The organism is Citrobacter sp. L55, assembly GCF_002850715.1.
Lineage (GTDB): Bacteria > Pseudomonadota > Gammaproteobacteria > Enterobacterales > Enterobacteriaceae > Citrobacter > Citrobacter braakii.
This window is the reverse complement of record NZ_KZ559406.1, coordinates 1-15,069: the sequence shown is the minus strand read 5'-3', so window position 1 is coordinate 15,069 and position 15,069 is coordinate 1. Positions and strand designations below refer to the sequence as shown.

The window sequence follows — 15,069 nt, the reverse complement described above, 5'->3', positions numbered from 1 at the left end:
CCAACAGGTAAACTTAAAGATGTGCGAATGCCGTTTTTGCTAGCTGTGCAAAGTAATGCGCGGCAGGTTCAATTAAACGTTCGTCCGGATTGAAGCCCGGGTGATGTAATCCGTATTCACTGGCGCTGCCAATACTGACAAATGCCCCAGGCGTATTTTGCAAATAGACGGCAAAATCCTCGCCTCCCATATGCAGGTCGGCATGATGGGTGGTGTAGCCTGATTGTTTCGCCACGGCGGTTGCGATATCGGCCCAACGAGCATCGTTTACCAACGCGGTCGGCCCCGCATGCCAGATAACGTCGATTTGTGCGCCAAAGGCGTGGGCAAAACCGGCGGCGATGTCATTAACCCGTGCTTTAACCTGCTGTTGCACCGAAGTCCGGTGCGTTCTGAGCGTCCCTTCCAGCTCAACAGATTCTGGCAACACATTCCATGTATTTCCTCCCTGAATACGGGTCACGCTAAGCACCACTGAATCCAGTGTGTTAACGTCGCGACTGGCAACGCTTTGCAACACCGTGACCAGTTGGCTGGCGAGCAGGATGGCATCTCTGCCTTCATGCGGACGCGCCGCATGTGCGCCCTTGCCATTAATACGCAGCACGAAGCGATCGACGTTGGCATAGAACGCACCGCCGCGTGTGGCAAATTCCCCCACCGGTAAACCTGGCTCATTGTGCATGCCAAAAATAGCCGCAACGTTGTGCAGCGCACCGGCGCGGATCAGCGTTTTTGCGCCACCGAAACTCTCTTCAGCGGGCTGAAACAAAATACGTACTCGACCCGGTAAGTGTGTTTCCTGTTGTTTAAGCAGCAGCGCGGCGCCCAGCATGACGCTGGTGTGGACGTCATGCCCGCAGGCATGCATCACTCCCGGTGTGAGGGAGCGAAACGGCACATCGGCGCTTTCTTCTATCGGTAGCGCATCGATATCCGCTCGCAGCGCGATGACCTCGTCTCCCTGCCCGATTTCCGCGACCAGACCGGTTTTCAGGTCGAACGGCAAAATCTCGACGTCCGCTGCGTGCAGCCAGGCGTGAATGCGCGCCGTCGTTGCCGCCTCTTGCAGGGAAAGTTCCGGGTGCTGGTGTAATTCACGGCGCCAGTTGATAAGCGTTGAGGCCAGAGTCATCAGAGCACCTCCACGGCGTTATGGGCTTGCGCCAGCAACCGCAGCGATGTCAGACGCGCGTGACCTTCCGCCACTGGCGTGTCGATAATGAACTCATCAATGCCAAATTGCGTATGCAGGGCATTCAGCTTCGCCATCACCTCCTGAGCCGTGCCGTGTAACAACGCCTGCTCACGACGCGCGATTTTGCGTGGCGGACTGCCGGCCTGCGCGGCGAATGCCAGCGCCTGCTCTTCGCTGGCTACCGTGACACGTTGACCATTCTCCAGCTCCACGCCCCAGATTTGCACGTTTTCCGCAAGCTGCGCGGCGGTATCGCTACTGTCAGCCACAATCACCTGGACAGCAACTATCGTCGGACGTGCGCTGTGGGTCTGCCAGAAGGACAAAACGTCACGCAATAACGCGCGGTCACCGTTGAGGTGTGCCGCGAAGATAAAATGCCAATTGAATTGCGCTGCTAACTGTGCGCTTTGCACACTGGCTCCCAGGACAAATCCTTCCGGCGGTATCGGTGGGATTGGCGTCGGAAATACCGTTTCCCCACTTTCCGTGCCGCTCAGCGTCAGCCAGTCGTTAAGCTGGGAAAGTTGGTCGGCAAAACTGCCTTTTTCATCCTGATGCACTCCTTGCTGTAGTGCCCGAGTCGACAGTGGTAAGCCGCCAGGGGCTTTCCCTACGCCGAGATCGACACGCCCGGGTGCCAGCGAGGCCAGAAGATTGAAGTTTTCCGCCACTTTGTACGGGCTGTAATGTTGCAGCATCACGCCACCGGAGCCAACGCGAATACGCTGGGTTTGCCCGAGGATCCAGGCAATCACCAGCTCCGGTGATGGGCTGGCCAGCTGTGGCGTATTATGGTGTTCCGCGATCCAGAAACGATGGTATCCCCACTCTTCTGCCTGCTGCGCCAGACGTAACGTCCGGGTAAGCGCCATCGCGGCGGTTTCACCTTCCCCGAGGGGGCTTTTATCCAGAATACTCAGGCGATATGACATGTTACGGGCCTATGCTTGTTAACATGTCATTATTATTAAATTATCAGATAACCATGCAGAAACATTTAATTCACATTTGCTCAGCTAAAAAGTAGATAACCAGCCCTGACGCTGTCAGGGATAAAATTCGGATCGCCTTGTACTGGTCGGAACACGAAACTGAAAACACGCGGAATGTATGGCCTACAAAATATAATAGGGTCGTTGGTCTCACGGGAATAACATCCAAATCATTTCATGCCAGTTTTCTTTTTGCGAAAACGTTTTTTAACGCGATTTACGTTAAGTCAGGTTAAATGACTTAAAACGTTATGCGGTTGTATAAAATGTTTCAGTTTTATGACCCTGAATGAATATTCCACAGAGATTTTTTAATTTAAATACTTCCACAGAAATGATGATTAGTAGAGAATGCAGCGTTTCTTATTAAAACGGTTTAAAACGGCTTTTTAATATTCATCCCGATTTTATTGCGGGAATTTTTGTATGGATTATACATATCATTATGGGGCCTCTATGAAAAGTAACATGCCCGTTACACAAATTGAGCACGCACTTAACGACAAAGCGACGCTGCTTTCAACGACGGATAAAGAAAGTCATATTACCTACGCTAACTCTGCTTTTATCGATGCCAGCGGATTTAACGAAGATCAATTAATGGGCGAAGCGCATAATATTATTCGCCATCCTGACATGCCTCCCGCTGCATTCGCTGATATGTGGTACACGCTACAGCAGGGAGACAGCTGGACGGGTATGGTGAAAAACCGCCGCCAAAATGGTGACCATTACTGGGTTCGCGCCAACGTTACGCCGGTCTGGCACAATGAAAAACTCACCGGTTACATCTCAGTGCGTACCGTTCCTTCGCGTGATGAAATAACTCACAGCGAAAGTTTATACCAAAAAATGAATAGTCAGCAGTTTAAAGGCTTTCGACTTTTTAAAGGGATTATCATTCGTCGCGGCTTATTGGCATGGACTTCCATGTTTAAATGGCTGAATATCAGCCAGCGCGTCAATTATTCTTTAGGGGTGACGGCCCTGCTCGCTTTGTTATTTATCTTCGCCCCGTTTAATCCATTTATTCAGTCGGGTGGCTTGCTGGTGTTATTTCTGGCGCTGGCTATTTACCTTAAGTATCAAATTTGTCAGCCAGTTAATACGCTCCTGACGCAAATGAAGAAAGTGGTGTCCGGACGTAAACCTGATAACTGTCATTTAAATCGGGTGGATGAGATCGGAATGCTAATGCGACTGGTTAATCAGTCCGGGCTTAATCTGAATTCTCTGGTCGATGACGTCAGTACGCAAATTTCCGGTATTCGCGCTATCAGTCAGCGGGTGTCAAAAGAAGGTACGGCGCTGCATCAGCGTTCAGAAGAAACCTCTGCCGACCTGCAACAAACCGCTGCGGCCATTGAAGAAATTGGTAGCGCGGTACAACAAACCGCTGAGACGGCAGCACATACCATGACCATGGCCGATAAAACCAGCGCCAACGCTGCAGAAGGCGGCGATATCATGAAACAAACTATCGCCATGATGCAGGCGATATCGCGTGACAACGGGCAGATCGTTGACATCATTGGCGTGATCGACAGCATTGCCTTTCAGACCAATATTCTGGCGCTCAATGCCGCGGTTGAAGCCGCGCGAGCCGGGGAATCCGGGCGTGGCTTCGCCGTTGTCGCGGCAGAAGTCCGCAATCTGGCCCAACACTCGGCGTCTGCGGCAAAAGAGATCAAACAGCTTATTGAGAAGAACGTCGCCAATGTTAATAGCGGCGTCAAAATGGTGGAACAAACGGAAACGCATCTCACCGGGATGATTGGGGATGTACTGCAGATGTCGATGATGATCAAAGACATTAGTCTGGCCACGCGTGAGCAAACCCAGGCTTTGGATCTGATTAACGATTCAATTTCACGCGTTGGCACCATGACACACAATAATGCCGAGATGGTGGAGCGCGTCACCGACGCCACCGCCGATCTGACCCAGCGTTCATCACGCTTACAGCAGGCCGTTCAGGTCTTTGGCGTATCGGCATAACGTTACGGCGCTTATTGGGTGAATGTCTCGATAAGCGCACTCCTCTACATGGGGTTCTACGCCGGAACCGCCGAAATTTCCGGTCCGTTGCTTTTAGTGATCTTTCGGTACCTCAATGACTCCATCAGCAATGCCCTGAGCCAGCCTTTCCATCCATTTTGCAAAGCGAAATATCCAGGGTATTGCAGGTATCTGGACTTTTGAAGCGCTGTCCATCACCCGTTTAAAGGCATCCATATAGTCATAACAGCCCTGCAATAATTGAGCATCACCATTATCATGAACTATCTTCGCTAACTGCTGTTGTTCAGCTGTTAAGTCGACCATTTTCTTTCCTCCTTTGGTGCCCCTCGTCATCAGGCACAACAACGATCGTTCCATGAGTCTCGATAGATAATATTACCCTCCGTATACTTCCAGGTGATCGCCTCATAACGCAATTCGAGCGTTTCAAGGTGAGTGCTACTCATACCGTTAGGAGCCAGATATGGCGCAACCGTTGTGAACTTGACGTTTTCCAGAATGATATTGAAATACTCGGCCTCGATGCCTGATTCCAGAATACGGTACATCTTGATTGTCGCCTTTTTCATGGTTCGGCCTTCGCAGACAGCGCGGTACAGGAGTGGCGTTGTCTGATCAAATTCTTTCACTATCGTGATCGGGCTATGAACGCGCGTTCCTGTAAGTTTGCCCCAACTGGGATCTACTGGAATGGTTACGCCGTGCGAAAATGATTTTAATTCGATGGAACCCAAACGCAGGGGCATTAAACAACTGCCAACAATCGGCGATCCATTTTCATCTTCAAGCCATAAGTGTGCGGGAGTAGACATGTAATTTCCTTATCAGTGATGATTTAAATAACTGTGATATTAACGCTGTCACCATTTACAGTAACGCGTGAAAATAACAATCATAACTATGGCGAATACGCCTGTAGGCCAGACAGGGCTATCAGGGAAAAAATATCCCTGGAGCAATGCGAAAATAATCGTAAAAATTACAGGTCCGTACAGCGATGATAAAAACCTGAGCTGCCACAGTAGAAACTTCTTTAGTGATCGAATCATGGTTATCTGATCATCCGGGTGATGATATTTGCTATACCAGAATCAGACGACCATTGTGCTTCAAGTGCGCCCGCACGCTCGAATACTGGTTCAATCAGGAAATACATCATTTCCAGTTGTTGCATGTAAAGTGCAGAGTAATAAGCTGGATATTGGACGTGTAGACGACGAGCACTATCCGCCGCTTTCTGAACCAGGCCATACGTGGCCACAACCCCCGCACCCGTACCCGCTGCACGTCCCGTAAGAGCACTGAGTTGCATACTTAGATGCAATCCGATACGGACGCTGGTAGCGACCGCTAAAGCGTACCCCGCACCGGTAAGGGTGCTGGCCGCGATATGAACATTTACAGCCATAAGTGCTTTTTTAATATGCTCTAATTGGGCATTAGTTTTGTATTTGAATACTTCTTCAAAGTAGACACGAAGCATTTCATAGACAACGTCACCATGCTGGATAATGCGAATAACAGCATTCCTGAAGCGCAGATCCTCCGTTTTTTGCTGCTGGCAAACATCATTATATTCATCGGTAAAGCAGGACGTGTAATACAGCAGACGGGTAGCGCCCTTTCCCAAGGTTTCAACTTGATTTGTAACCTGCTGACCGACGGCAGAAACTGCATGATCGAGCTTTAATGCAAGGATCCTGTTAGCCTGTAGGTAACTGATGACTTCATTGTTGTTGTACATAACCGCTCCATGCTAATTTCATTACATCCAGTTTTTCATTACTTTTCTCGGGAAAGCGTCCGATAAAAGGATTCGTCAGCATATAAAAAATGCCTGATCCAGCCTGCGGGCACATTGTTCTGGACCTTATCACACGCGAAAAAAGCAATCTTGATCGCATCGTCGCCACGCCGGGGCTGAAGGAAATGACGCAGGGAACGCTGATCCGCAAGTTATGTACATATACAACGGCCAACCCGACAAGACAGGCGATATTTGAATACGATCGGCTGGTTCGCAGTATTTACACGCTGAAGTATCTGCGTGACCCGCAGTTGTAACGCAATATCCGTCGCTCCCAGAATCGCGTTTAATCTTATCACCAGTTACGTGCATCAGTCGCCAAAGTCGGCGGTAAGAAAGAGTTAACAGGGAAAAATGATACTGAAACGGACATCAGTACCCAGTGTGGGCGCTTGATCTCCAATGCGATCATTTATTACAACTCCGTGTTCCTGTCACGTTTGCTGGAGAGACTGGAAGCCGAAGATAATACCAAAGGCGTCGAGGCGCTGACCCGGATATCACCGATGGCCTGGCAGCACATTTCACTGAACGGGCATTACACCTTCCAGAGCAGCAATGAACTTATCGATCTGGATACTCTTGTTGCCGGACTTAAACTGGGTTTCGGCGGTTCCGGCGTAGAACCTCTACAGGTATAAACGCCCTTCTCCTTTATTGGCTGAATCGAGGCCACACCGCGCCAGTACCGGCTGCATAAAAATGCTGAATTCTTGTTACCGGGGCTTTGCGGAACCAATCAATTGAATGTAGGATGCTCGGCCGGCAGTTTTCCCCCGTAACACAATGAAGGGTAAGGCTGTTTTCGCCGCAGCAGGTGCGGCAAAAAGGATGTTGTATTTTTGTCAGGTCAACAGGAATCGTAATGAACACAAACAACACGCAAGCCGCGGAACAACATGCGGCGAAACGACGCTGGTTGAATGCTCACGAAGAGGGGTATCACAAAGCGATGGGCAATCGACAGGTACAAATGATCGCCATTGGCGGCGCAATTGGTACCGGGTTGTTTTTAGGGGCAGGCGCACGCCTGCAGATGGCCGGCCCTGCTTTGGCGCTGGTCTATCTGGTATGCGGTATTTTTTCGTTCTTTATACTGCGCGCGCTCGGCGAACTGGTTTTACATCGCCCTTCCAGCGGTAGCTTCGTTTCCTACGCCCGTGAATTTTTAGGTGAGAAAGCCGCCTATGTGGCTGGCTGGATGTACTTCATCAACTGGGCGATGACCGGCATTGTCGATATCACCGCGGTGGCGTTGTATATGCACTACTGGGGCGCGTTTGGCGACGTGCCGCAGTGGGTGTTCGCCCTCGGCGCGCTGGCTATTGTCGGCACCATGAACATGATCGGCGTGAAGTGGTTCGCGGAGATGGAGTTTTGGTTTGCGCTGGTTAAGGTACTGGCAATTGTGATTTTCCTGGTGGTAGGTACCGTTTTTTTAGGTACCGGAAAGCCGCTGGATGGTAACGCCACGGGTTTTCACCTGATTACCGACAACGGCGGCTTCTTCCCGCATGGCCTGTTGCCTGCGCTGGTACTGGTACAGGGTGTGGTTTTCGCCTTTGCCTCTATTGAACTGGTGGGTACCGCCGCCGGTGAGTGCAAAGATCCGCAAACGATGGTGCCAAAAGCAATCAATAGCGTAATCTGGCGTATTGGTCTGTTTTATGTGGGTTCTGTCGTGCTGCTGGTTCTGCTACTGCCCTGGAACGCCTATCAGGCGGGGCAAAGCCCGTTTGTGACCTTCTTTTCCAAACTGGGCGTGCCGTACATTGGCAGTATCATGAATATTGTGGTGCTCACCGCGGCGCTTTCCAGCCTTAACTCAGGGTTGTACTGTACCGGGCGTATTTTACGCTCCATGTCGATGGGCGGTTCGGCACCGAAATTCATGGCTAAAATGAGCCGTCAACAGGTGCCCTGGGCCGGGATCCTCGCCACGATGGTCGTGTATGTCGTCGGGGTATTCCTGAACTATCTGGTGCCGTCACAGGTGTTTGAGATCGTGTTGAACTTCGCGTCACTGGGCATTATTGCGTCATGGGGGTTTATCATGGTCTGTCAGATGCGTCTGCGCCGGGCCATAAAAGAAGGTAAAACGGCAGACGTCAGCTTTAAACTGCCGGGCGCACCGTTTACCTCGTGGTTAACGCTGCTGTTCCTGCTGAGCGTACTGGTATTGATGGCGTTTGACTATCCAAATGGCACCTATACCATCGCGTCATTACCGCTGATTGCCATCCTGCTGGTCGCGGGCTGGTTCGGCGTGCGTAAACGCGTTGCAGAGATCCACCGCACCGCGCCATAACGGCAGAAGGCCTGACAGGTTAATCCTTCAGGCCTTCTTTTTTAGTTCGCTTCAATCAACTGCGCTACGTCGTTGCTGTTAATTTCCCGCGCATTCCCATCCTGATCGGTATAGCTGGTCATTCCCGTGTCTTTATCCAGTTTTGGCTTACCCTGGGTGGTGATGGTTTGTCCGCTTTTGGTCGTCATAACGTAATCGGTGGTGCATCCTGCCAATGTAAACAGCATTAGGCCTGCACAAAGACAGATAAATGGCTTTTTCATGGTATTCCCGTGTTATTCAGTTAGCCGTTGAGGGCGTAGTGTAAGTCCCTGAAGTAGGTCAGGCTACTGGCGGGGTGTAACGAGGCGTATCGGGGGATTTAGAGAAGTGACAGGAGGGGTTTCCCCCTCCGGTTAATTACAGCGCAATACGAATAACATCGTCCGGCTGGGTGGCTTCCTGCTCGCGGGTGGACTTCTGTTTCACGCTCACGTACAGGGTTTTACCGTCGGCGGAGAGCGCCAGGCTATTCGGGAATGTTGGGGTCTCGAACGTTTTAACGACTTTATAGCTTTTCGCGTCGATCACGCTCACTTTGCCGGCCTGACGATGGGTCACGTAGGCCTCGTTACGCGCCGGGTTAAACAGCACGGCCAGGGATTCCGGCGCGGCGACTTTTGCCAGGACGTTGCCATTACGGGTGTCGATTACCAGCACTTCCGCCGCTTTAGAGTCGGTGACAAAGGCGCGGTTGCCCGCCGTGTCCAGGCTCAGGTTGATGAAGAAATGCTCTTTTCCATCATCCAGCAGCTTTTTACGGCTGAGAATTTTGTTGGTGGTGGTATCGATGGTGATGAATTCACCGTCTGCATTGGCGGTGTACAGGCGTTTAGCCTTGCTGTCGACAGCCAGAGCGGTGCTCATTTTGCCGGTATTTTGAATGGTGTCCTTCAATTTAATGGCATCACCGTCCACCACCCAAATCACGCTCTCTTTACCAATACCGCTAATGTATACCGTGTTGGTGACGTCATCGGCGACCAGCTCACGCGGCTGCAGTGGGCGAACGTCTTCAGAACGCTTACGCGCATCCAGCACCAGACGTCCTTTCACCGCGCCCGTTTTGGCATCCATTGCCGTCACCGCGCTGTTTACCGTGTTGCCGAACCACAGCGTTTGCGTGGCGTTGTTGATGGTGGCGCCAAACGGTTTGAGATCGTTATGAATAACCTGAGTCACTTCGAGGGTGACCGGGTCAAGACGGTAAACCACCCCGCCGGTATCCAGTTTGCGGCTCTGCGAAGTCGCCAGCCACAGCGCGTTCTCTTGCTGGCTGTATGCCATTTCATAGGCGCCTTTGCCCACGGCTTTGCGCAGCAGTTCTTCTGCAGCCTGCGTAGTAAAAGATGATGCAACGAGCAGTGAACCTAACAGTAAAGAACCACGCAGACGCGGCGAAAACAGATGACGTAAAGACATGACGACTCCCTTTGATAAATTCGTTTGTTACTGCTTCACATAGCTTCAATGAGCAAAATCATGGTTTTGCCTTTTTTAGGAATGAGAATAGTAATCATTATTCATCTCAAAGTGGAGCACTTCTTCACATATTGACTACAATCGTTGTCATTGCCCGAAAAATTAGCGCAATTCAGCAGCGCTAAAATTCATCTTTTATAAAAAAAATTCACGCGCTTATCGCCGGTGTTACGGCGTAAGCATCATTAACTGGCCTTGTTCATGACGATTTTTGCATCCCGCTACACTGCACTTCCTGTTTCTTTACTGCCTGTCTTCCTCTCGCCTTATGCCGTGGCAGAAAGTGAGATAAACGATCAAACGCTGATCGTTAGCGCGACACCACAGTCCGTTTCTGAACTGGACACCCCTGCCGCCGTCAGCGTCATTGACGGAGAAGATATGCGTCTGGCAACGCCGCGAATTAACCTGTCTGAATCCCTGACCAGCGTCCCTGGGCTACAGGTGCAAAATCGGCAGAACTACGCCCAGGATCTCCAGTTGTCGATTCGCGGATTTGGTTCGCGAACCACTTATGGCATCCGCGGCATTCGTTTGTATGTCGACGGGATCCCGGCAACCATGCCGGATGGGCAGGGTCAAACATCCAATATTGATATCAGCAGCGTACAAAATATTGAGGTTTTACGCGGCCCCTTCTCTGCTCTGTATGGCAATGCGTCTGGTGGAGTGATAAATGTCAGCACTGAAACGGGACATGAGCCGCCAACCATTGAAGCCAGCAGTTATTACGGCAGTTTTGGCAGTTGGCGCTACGGGTTAAAAGCAACGGGCGCATTGGGCGATGGCACACAGCAAGGGGATGTGGATTACACCGTTTCAACAACCCGGTTTACTACCCATGGTTATCGCGATCGCAGCAGCGCACAAAAAAATCTGGCCAATGCCAAACTGGGCGTGCGCATGGACGATACGAGCAAACTAACCCTGATTTTCAATAGCGTAGAGAGTAAAGCTGACGATCCTGGTGGTCTTACCGAGTCAGAGTGGCAGGCCAATCCGCAGCAATCTCCCCGCGCTGAGCAATACAACACGCGAAAAACCATCAAGCAGACCCAGGCGGGGTTGCGCTATGAACGCCAGTTTAGCGCGAAGGATGATATCAGCATCATGACTTATGCAGGCGAGCGTGAAACCACTCAGTATCAGTCGATCCCGATGGCCCCGCAGTTAAAACCCTCTCATGCCGGAGGCGTTATTACCCTGCAACGTCATTATCAAGGGATAGACAACCGCTGGACTCACCGTGGCGAACTGGGCATACCCGTGACCTTCACCACCGGTCTGAATTACGAAAACATGAGCGAAAGCCGTAAAGGCTACAACAATTTTCGCCTTGATGATGGCGTGCCAGAATATGGTCAGAAAGGCGACTTACGACGTAACGAACGTAACCTGATGTGGAATGTCGATCCCTATCTGCAAACCCAGTGGCAATTAACGCAGAAACTCTCGCTGGATGCCGGCGTTCGCTACAGTTCGGTGTGGTTTGATTCTAACGATCGCTATATTACGCCTGGTAACGCAGATGACAGCGGTGACGCCAGCTATCACCAGTGGTTACCTGCCGGATCGTTAAAATACGCCATCACCGATGCCTGGAACGTCTACCTGGCCGCGGGACGCGGGTTCGAAACGCCCACCATCAACGAGTTGTCTTACCGCTCCGACGGCCAAAGTGGGATGAATTTTGACCTACAGCCTTCCACAAACGATACCGTGGAAATCGGCAGTAAAACGCGTATCGGCGATGGGCTGTTTACCGCAGCGCTATTCCAGACCGATACCGATGACGAGATCGTGGTTGACAGCAGTAGCGGCGGGCGGACAACCTACAAAAACGCTGGAAAAACCCGCCGTCAGGGAGGTGAGTTATCCTGGGACCAACGCTTTGCCGCAAGCTGGCGCGTAAAAGCTGCATGGACCTGGCTGGATGCGACCTACCGCAGCAACGTCTGTGGCGATCAAAACTGCAACGGCAACCGCCTGCCTGGCATTGCGCAAAACATGGGATTTGCTTCGCTGGGCTACGTGCCTCATGAAGGTTGGTATGCGGGAACTGATGTTCGTTATATGAGCAACATTATGGCCAATGATGAAAATACGGCGCAAGCCCCGTCCTATACCGTAGTGGGTTTAAATACCGGCTATAAATTTTATTACCGCAGTCTGATGTTCGACCTGTTCGGTCGGGTGGATAATCTGTTTGATAAGTCCTACGTCGGTTCGGTGATAGTGAATGAGGCAAATGGTCGATATTACGAACCGGCGCCAGGACGAAACTATGGCGTAGGAATTAATCTGGCCTGGCGTTTTGAGTAACACTGGCGGGAATGACTCCCGCCATCCGTTTTACGCATCGTCTGCAAGACGAATCACCACTTTACCGAAGTTTTTGCCGGTCAGCAGGCCGATAAAGGCCTGCGGCGCATTTTCCAGACCGTCGGTGATTTGCTCGCGGTAATGGATTTTGCCCTCTTTAACCCAGCGCCCCATCTCCCGCTGAAACTCCTGAATGCGGTGACCATAATCCTGACCAATGATAAAGCCCTGCATCCGGATTCGCTTTTTCAGCAGCGTTGCCATCAGCAAAGGTAATCTATCGGGTCCGCCTGGAAGCGATGTGGCGTTGTAACCGCTGACCAGTCCGCACAGCGGAATGCGCGCAGAGGTATTGAGTAATGGCAGAACGGCGTCAAATACCTTACCGCCGACGTTTTCGTAGTAAATATCGATCCCCTGCGGACAGGCTTTTGCCAGCTGTTGCGCAAAATCTTGTGCATGGTGATCGAGGCAGACATCAAAGCCTAATACCTCGGTGGCATGTCGGCATTTCTCTGCCCCGCCTGCAACCCCGATCACCCGGCAGCCTTTGAGCTTACCAATCTGCCCTACCGTTGCGCCAACCGGGCCGGTGGCGGCGGCCACAACCAGCGTTTCCCCTGCTTTTGGCTGACCAATATCCAGCAGCCCCATATAAGCAGTAAACCCTGGCATCCCCATCACTCCCAGCGCCCAGGAGGGATGTTCAGGATTATCGCCAAGCTTCACCAGCCCGTTACCGTCGGAGATGTCATAGTCCTGCCAGCCGCTGTAGCTCAGCACCCACTCGCCTGGCTGGTAATCAGGATGGTTGGATGACACCACGCGACTCACGGTCCCGCCAACCATCACGCCGCCAATCTCTACCGGCGGGGAGTAAGACGGCTCATCGCTCATGCGTCCACGCATGTAGGGATCGAGGGAAAGAAAAATGGTGCGTAGCAAAACCTGGCCTTCACCCGGCGTTGCCACCTCATCGTCTTCAAGACGGAAGTTTTCCGGGACCGGCGCGCCATGCGGGCGGGAAGCCAGTACCCAGCGGCGATTGCGATTAGTCTGTTGACCCATGATGTGCTCCTCTGCTTTTGGCATGATTCCATCAATAGTAGCAGCCTGTGTCCGCCAGTTAGCTGACGACATGATTTAACCGCACAACCAGGTAAACGCAGGGGTGTGCGGTTTCATTGATAAACCGACAATCATTCGGCGGGCCAAGCTCCAGGCAATCGCCAGCCCGCATTTCATGACGCACGTCCCCTTCCACAAAGACCAATTCCCCCTGCTGTAGCCAGATAAGTTGTCTTGCCTGCACATAGGAAGAGGCTGGCATCGGGATGTCGCTTCCGGCGGGCAATTCTATCTGCACCAGATCAATAGGCAGATCGCTGCGCGGTGAAACGTGGCGGCGCAGATAGTGGCTTTGCGGGTCGTGCCAGACCGGCTGATCAGCGAAGCGCAGCAGCTTGCCCTCCTGCATTTCGGCCCGCGCCATCAGCATAGACATGCTGATACCAAAGGCACCGGAGAGCCTGCCCAGCAGCGTGGCCGTTGGGCTGCTCTCACCGCGCTCTATTTTATGGATCATCGCCCGCGACACGCCTGCGCGTTCAGCGAGTTCCGTCAGAGACCAGCCGCGAGACTCCCGCTCAATGCGAATTCTTGCACCGATCCGTTGATTTATGCTGTCTTCAATAGTATTCATATTGTAATACTATAGTGAACAATCCCTGAGGTTCAACATGTCCATTCGATTTGCCAGCAAAGAAGATTGTGCCGCCATTGCAGAAATCTACAACCACGCGGTACTGCATACGGCGGCTATCTGGAACGATCAAACGGTCGATGCCGAAAACCGTATCTCATGGTATCAAGCCCGCCAGTTGATGGGCTATCCGGTGCTGGTGAGTGAAGAGAATGGCGTGATTACAGGGTACGCCTCCTTTGGCGACTGGCGTAACTTTGATGGATTCCGTCATACCGTTGAACATTCGGTATATGTCCATCCTGCTCATCAGGGTAAAGGCCTGGGACGATCGCTGCTCAGCAGGTTAATAGAAGAAGCCCGCGCGTGCGGCAAGCATGTGATGGTTGCGGGCATTGAGTCTCAGAATCAGGCGTCGCTGCATCTGCACAGCACGCTGGGTTTTAAAACCACCGCGCAAATGCCACAGGTTGGCACGAAATTTGGGCGCTGGCTGGATCTGACTTTTATGCAGTTGCAGTTAGACGATCGCCGCGAACCGGATACCAGCAGATGAACCAGACGCTAACCCTCTCCTTTCTGATTGCCGCAGGTATTGGTCTGGTGGTGCAAAATACCTTGATGGTACGCATCACGCAGACGTCCTCGACGATCCTCATCGCCATGTTACTTAACTCGCTGGTCGGGATCGTGCTGTTTGTCAGCATACTGTGGTTTAAGCAAGGTATGGCGGGGTTTGGGGAACTGGTTTCCAGCGTGCGCTGGTGGACGCTAATCCCTGGCTTGCTGGGATCGTTCTTTGTTTTTGCCAGCATCAGTGGATACCAAAATGTGGGTGCAGCAACCACTATCGCGGTGCTGGTGGCCAGCCAGTTAATCGGCGGACTGGTGCTGGATATTCTGCGCAGTCATGGCGTGCCGCTGCGGGCGTTGGTGGGGCCGGTCTGCGGCGCGGTGCTGCTGGTCGTTGGGGCCTGGCTGGTGGCGAGACGTTCGTTTTAATTGCGCTTATCCGTATATGGACACCTCCCGTTATGCAAGCCATTCTGCATTTTGTGTGACGGGGGTAAGATGCTGTCGTATATCCGGCCTCTCTTTCGGTACCGTCGTACCCGGCCATGATGTTATCTGCACACCTGGTTCCATTCGGCCTGCCGGCTTTGCTTTCGCAGGGAGCCTTCGGATAAACCGGAG

14 protein-coding genes and 1 pseudogene are annotated in these 15,069 nt (G+C 52.0%); 6 read left to right on the top strand and 9 right to left on the bottom strand.

Translation table 11 applies throughout. The features are described 5' to 3' along the window. Positions 1-13 precede the first annotated feature (13 nt). Together B9P82_RS16650 and B9P82_RS16645 are read right to left on the bottom strand one after the other, a co-directional pair. Entirely contained in the window at positions 14-1,135 is a 1,122-nt protein-coding gene (locus B9P82_RS16650) for an amidohydrolase (RefSeq protein WP_047358136.1), read from the bottom strand. Continuing rightward, positions 1,135-2,133 carry an MsnO8 family LLM class oxidoreductase gene (locus B9P82_RS16645; RefSeq protein ID WP_101700649.1) on the bottom strand — a complete coding sequence of 333 codons (999 nt, stop codon included), beginning with the start codon at positions 2,131-2,133 and terminating at the stop codon, positions 1,135-1,137. The genes B9P82_RS16650 and B9P82_RS16645 overlap by 1 nt, the downstream gene beginning before the upstream one ends. 516 nt (positions 2,134-2,649) lie before the next feature. Between B9P82_RS16645 and B9P82_RS16640 the strand changes: the two genes are divergently transcribed. Beyond that, a complete protein-coding gene (locus tag B9P82_RS16640; protein ID WP_053389793.1) occupies positions 2,650-4,191 on the top strand; it encodes a methyl-accepting chemotaxis protein in 1,542 nt (513 codons plus the stop codon). 93 nt (positions 4,192-4,284) lie between these two features. On the opposite strand, the gene B9P82_RS16635 is transcribed toward B9P82_RS16640, so the two are convergent. The 3 genes from B9P82_RS16635 to B9P82_RS16620 form a co-directional block, all read right to left on the bottom strand. After that, positions 4,285-4,518, bottom strand: a complete 234-nt coding sequence (locus B9P82_RS16635) for a hypothetical protein (protein ID WP_029139542.1) — start codon at positions 4,516-4,518, stop codon at positions 4,285-4,287. A 29-nt stretch (positions 4,519-4,547) separates the two neighbouring features. Then, a complete protein-coding gene (locus tag B9P82_RS16630; protein WP_101700648.1) occupies positions 4,548-5,027 on the bottom strand; it encodes an Hcp family type VI secretion system effector in 480 nt (159 codons plus the stop codon). A 239-nt stretch (positions 5,028-5,266) separates the two neighbouring features. Beyond that, a complete protein-coding gene (locus B9P82_RS16620) occupies positions 5,267-5,959 on the bottom strand; it encodes a hypothetical protein (RefSeq protein ID WP_101700647.1) in 693 nt (230 codons plus the stop codon). Positions 5,960-6,028: 69 nt separating this feature from the next. Between B9P82_RS16620 and B9P82_RS16615 the strand changes: the two are divergent. Together B9P82_RS16615 and ansP are read left to right on the top strand one after the other, a co-directional pair. Then, positions 6,029-6,663 (top strand): annotated as a pseudogene (locus B9P82_RS16615) (Tn3 family transposase); the annotation flags it as partial. A 224-nt stretch (positions 6,664-6,887) separates the two neighbouring features. Next, positions 6,888-8,330, top strand: a complete 1,443-nt coding sequence (gene ansP / locus B9P82_RS16610; protein WP_101700646.1) for an L-asparagine permease — start codon at positions 6,888-6,890, stop codon at positions 8,328-8,330. Positions 8,331-8,371: 41 nt separating this feature from the next. Here ansP and B9P82_RS16605 read toward each other — a convergent pair whose 3' ends face one another. Both B9P82_RS16605 and B9P82_RS16600 read right to left on the bottom strand, forming a co-directional pair. Next, positions 8,372-8,593: a YgdI/YgdR family lipoprotein gene (locus B9P82_RS16605; protein WP_101700645.1), complete on the bottom strand. Its 222-nt coding sequence runs from the start codon at positions 8,591-8,593 to the stop codon at positions 8,372-8,374. A gap of 136 nt (positions 8,594-8,729) precedes the next feature. Further along, a complete protein-coding gene (locus B9P82_RS16600) occupies positions 8,730-9,791 on the bottom strand; it encodes a 7-bladed beta-propeller protein YncE (protein ID WP_101700644.1) in 1,062 nt (353 codons plus the stop codon). Between the two features lie 261 nt (positions 9,792-10,052). Between B9P82_RS16600 and pqqU the strand changes: the two genes are divergently transcribed. After that, positions 10,053-12,173: a TonB-dependent receptor PqqU gene (pqqU, locus tag B9P82_RS16595; RefSeq protein ID WP_101700643.1), complete on the top strand. Its 2,121-nt coding sequence runs from the start codon at positions 10,053-10,055 to the stop codon at positions 12,171-12,173. Positions 12,174-12,203: 30 nt separating this feature from the next. Here pqqU and B9P82_RS16590 read toward each other — a convergent pair whose 3' ends face one another. Both B9P82_RS16590 and B9P82_RS16585 read right to left on the bottom strand, forming a co-directional pair. Beyond that, positions 12,204-13,241 carry an NADP-dependent oxidoreductase gene (locus B9P82_RS16590; protein WP_101700642.1) on the bottom strand — a complete coding sequence of 346 codons (1,038 nt, stop codon included), beginning with the start codon at positions 13,239-13,241 and terminating at the stop codon, positions 12,204-12,206. Positions 13,242-13,299: 58 nt separating this feature from the next. Continuing rightward, positions 13,300-13,875 (bottom strand): helix-turn-helix domain-containing protein, encoded by a 576-nt coding sequence (locus B9P82_RS16585; RefSeq protein ID WP_046275593.1) that lies wholly within the window; start codon positions 13,873-13,875, stop codon positions 13,300-13,302. A 37-nt stretch (positions 13,876-13,912) separates the two neighbouring features. Here B9P82_RS16585 and mddA point away from each other — a divergent pair, with 37 nt between their 5' ends. Further along, a complete protein-coding gene (gene mddA, locus B9P82_RS16580; RefSeq protein WP_101700641.1) occupies positions 13,913-14,431 on the top strand; it encodes a GNAT family N-acetyltransferase in 519 nt (172 codons plus the stop codon). Next, positions 14,428-14,877, top strand: a complete 450-nt coding sequence (locus B9P82_RS16575; RefSeq protein WP_016156572.1) for a DMT family transporter — start codon at positions 14,428-14,430, stop codon at positions 14,875-14,877. The genes mddA and B9P82_RS16575 overlap by 4 nt, the downstream gene beginning before the upstream one ends. The last annotated feature ends 192 nt before the right edge of the window (positions 14,878-15,069 follow it).

What these genes read in the sequence shown, in the direction of transcription:
- B9P82_RS16605 (WP_101700645.1), bottom strand. Translation starts at nt 8,593, where the DNA reads ATGAAAAAGCCATTTATCTGTCTTTGTGCAGGCCTAATGCTGTTTACA.
- B9P82_RS16575 (WP_016156572.1), top strand. Translation starts at nt 14,428, where the DNA reads ATGAACCAGACGCTAACCCTCTCCTTTCTGATTGCCGCAGGTATTGGT.
- pqqU (WP_101700643.1), top strand. Translation starts at nt 10,053, where the DNA reads ATGACGATTTTTGCATCCCGCTACACTGCACTTCCTGTTTCTTTACTG.
- B9P82_RS16645 (WP_101700649.1), bottom strand. Translation starts at nt 2,133, where the DNA reads ATGTCATATCGCCTGAGTATTCTGGATAAAAGCCCCCTCGGGGAAGGT.
- mddA (WP_101700641.1), top strand. Translation starts at nt 13,913, where the DNA reads ATGTCCATTCGATTTGCCAGCAAAGAAGATTGTGCCGCCATTGCAGAA.
- B9P82_RS16600 (WP_101700644.1), bottom strand. Translation starts at nt 9,791, where the DNA reads ATGTCTTTACGTCATCTGTTTTCGCCGCGTCTGCGTGGTTCTTTACTG.
- B9P82_RS16650 (WP_047358136.1), bottom strand. Translation starts at nt 1,135, where the DNA reads ATGACTCTGGCCTCAACGCTTATCAACTGGCGCCGTGAATTACACCAG.
- B9P82_RS16585 (WP_046275593.1), bottom strand. Translation starts at nt 13,875, where the DNA reads ATGAATACTATTGAAGACAGCATAAATCAACGGATCGGTGCAAGAATT.
- B9P82_RS16635 (WP_029139542.1), bottom strand. Translation starts at nt 4,518, where the DNA reads ATGGTCGACTTAACAGCTGAACAACAGCAGTTAGCGAAGATAGTTCAT.
- ansP (WP_101700646.1), top strand. Translation starts at nt 6,888, where the DNA reads ATGAACACAAACAACACGCAAGCCGCGGAACAACATGCGGCGAAACGA.
- B9P82_RS16620 (WP_101700647.1), bottom strand. Translation starts at nt 5,959, where the DNA reads ATGTACAACAACAATGAAGTCATCAGTTACCTACAGGCTAACAGGATC.
- B9P82_RS16640 (WP_053389793.1), top strand. Translation starts at nt 2,650, where the DNA reads ATGAAAAGTAACATGCCCGTTACACAAATTGAGCACGCACTTAACGAC.
- B9P82_RS16590 (WP_101700642.1), bottom strand. Translation starts at nt 13,241, where the DNA reads ATGGGTCAACAGACTAATCGCAATCGCCGCTGGGTACTGGCTTCCCGC.
- B9P82_RS16630 (WP_101700648.1), bottom strand. Translation starts at nt 5,027, where the DNA reads ATGTCTACTCCCGCACACTTATGGCTTGAAGATGAAAATGGATCGCCG.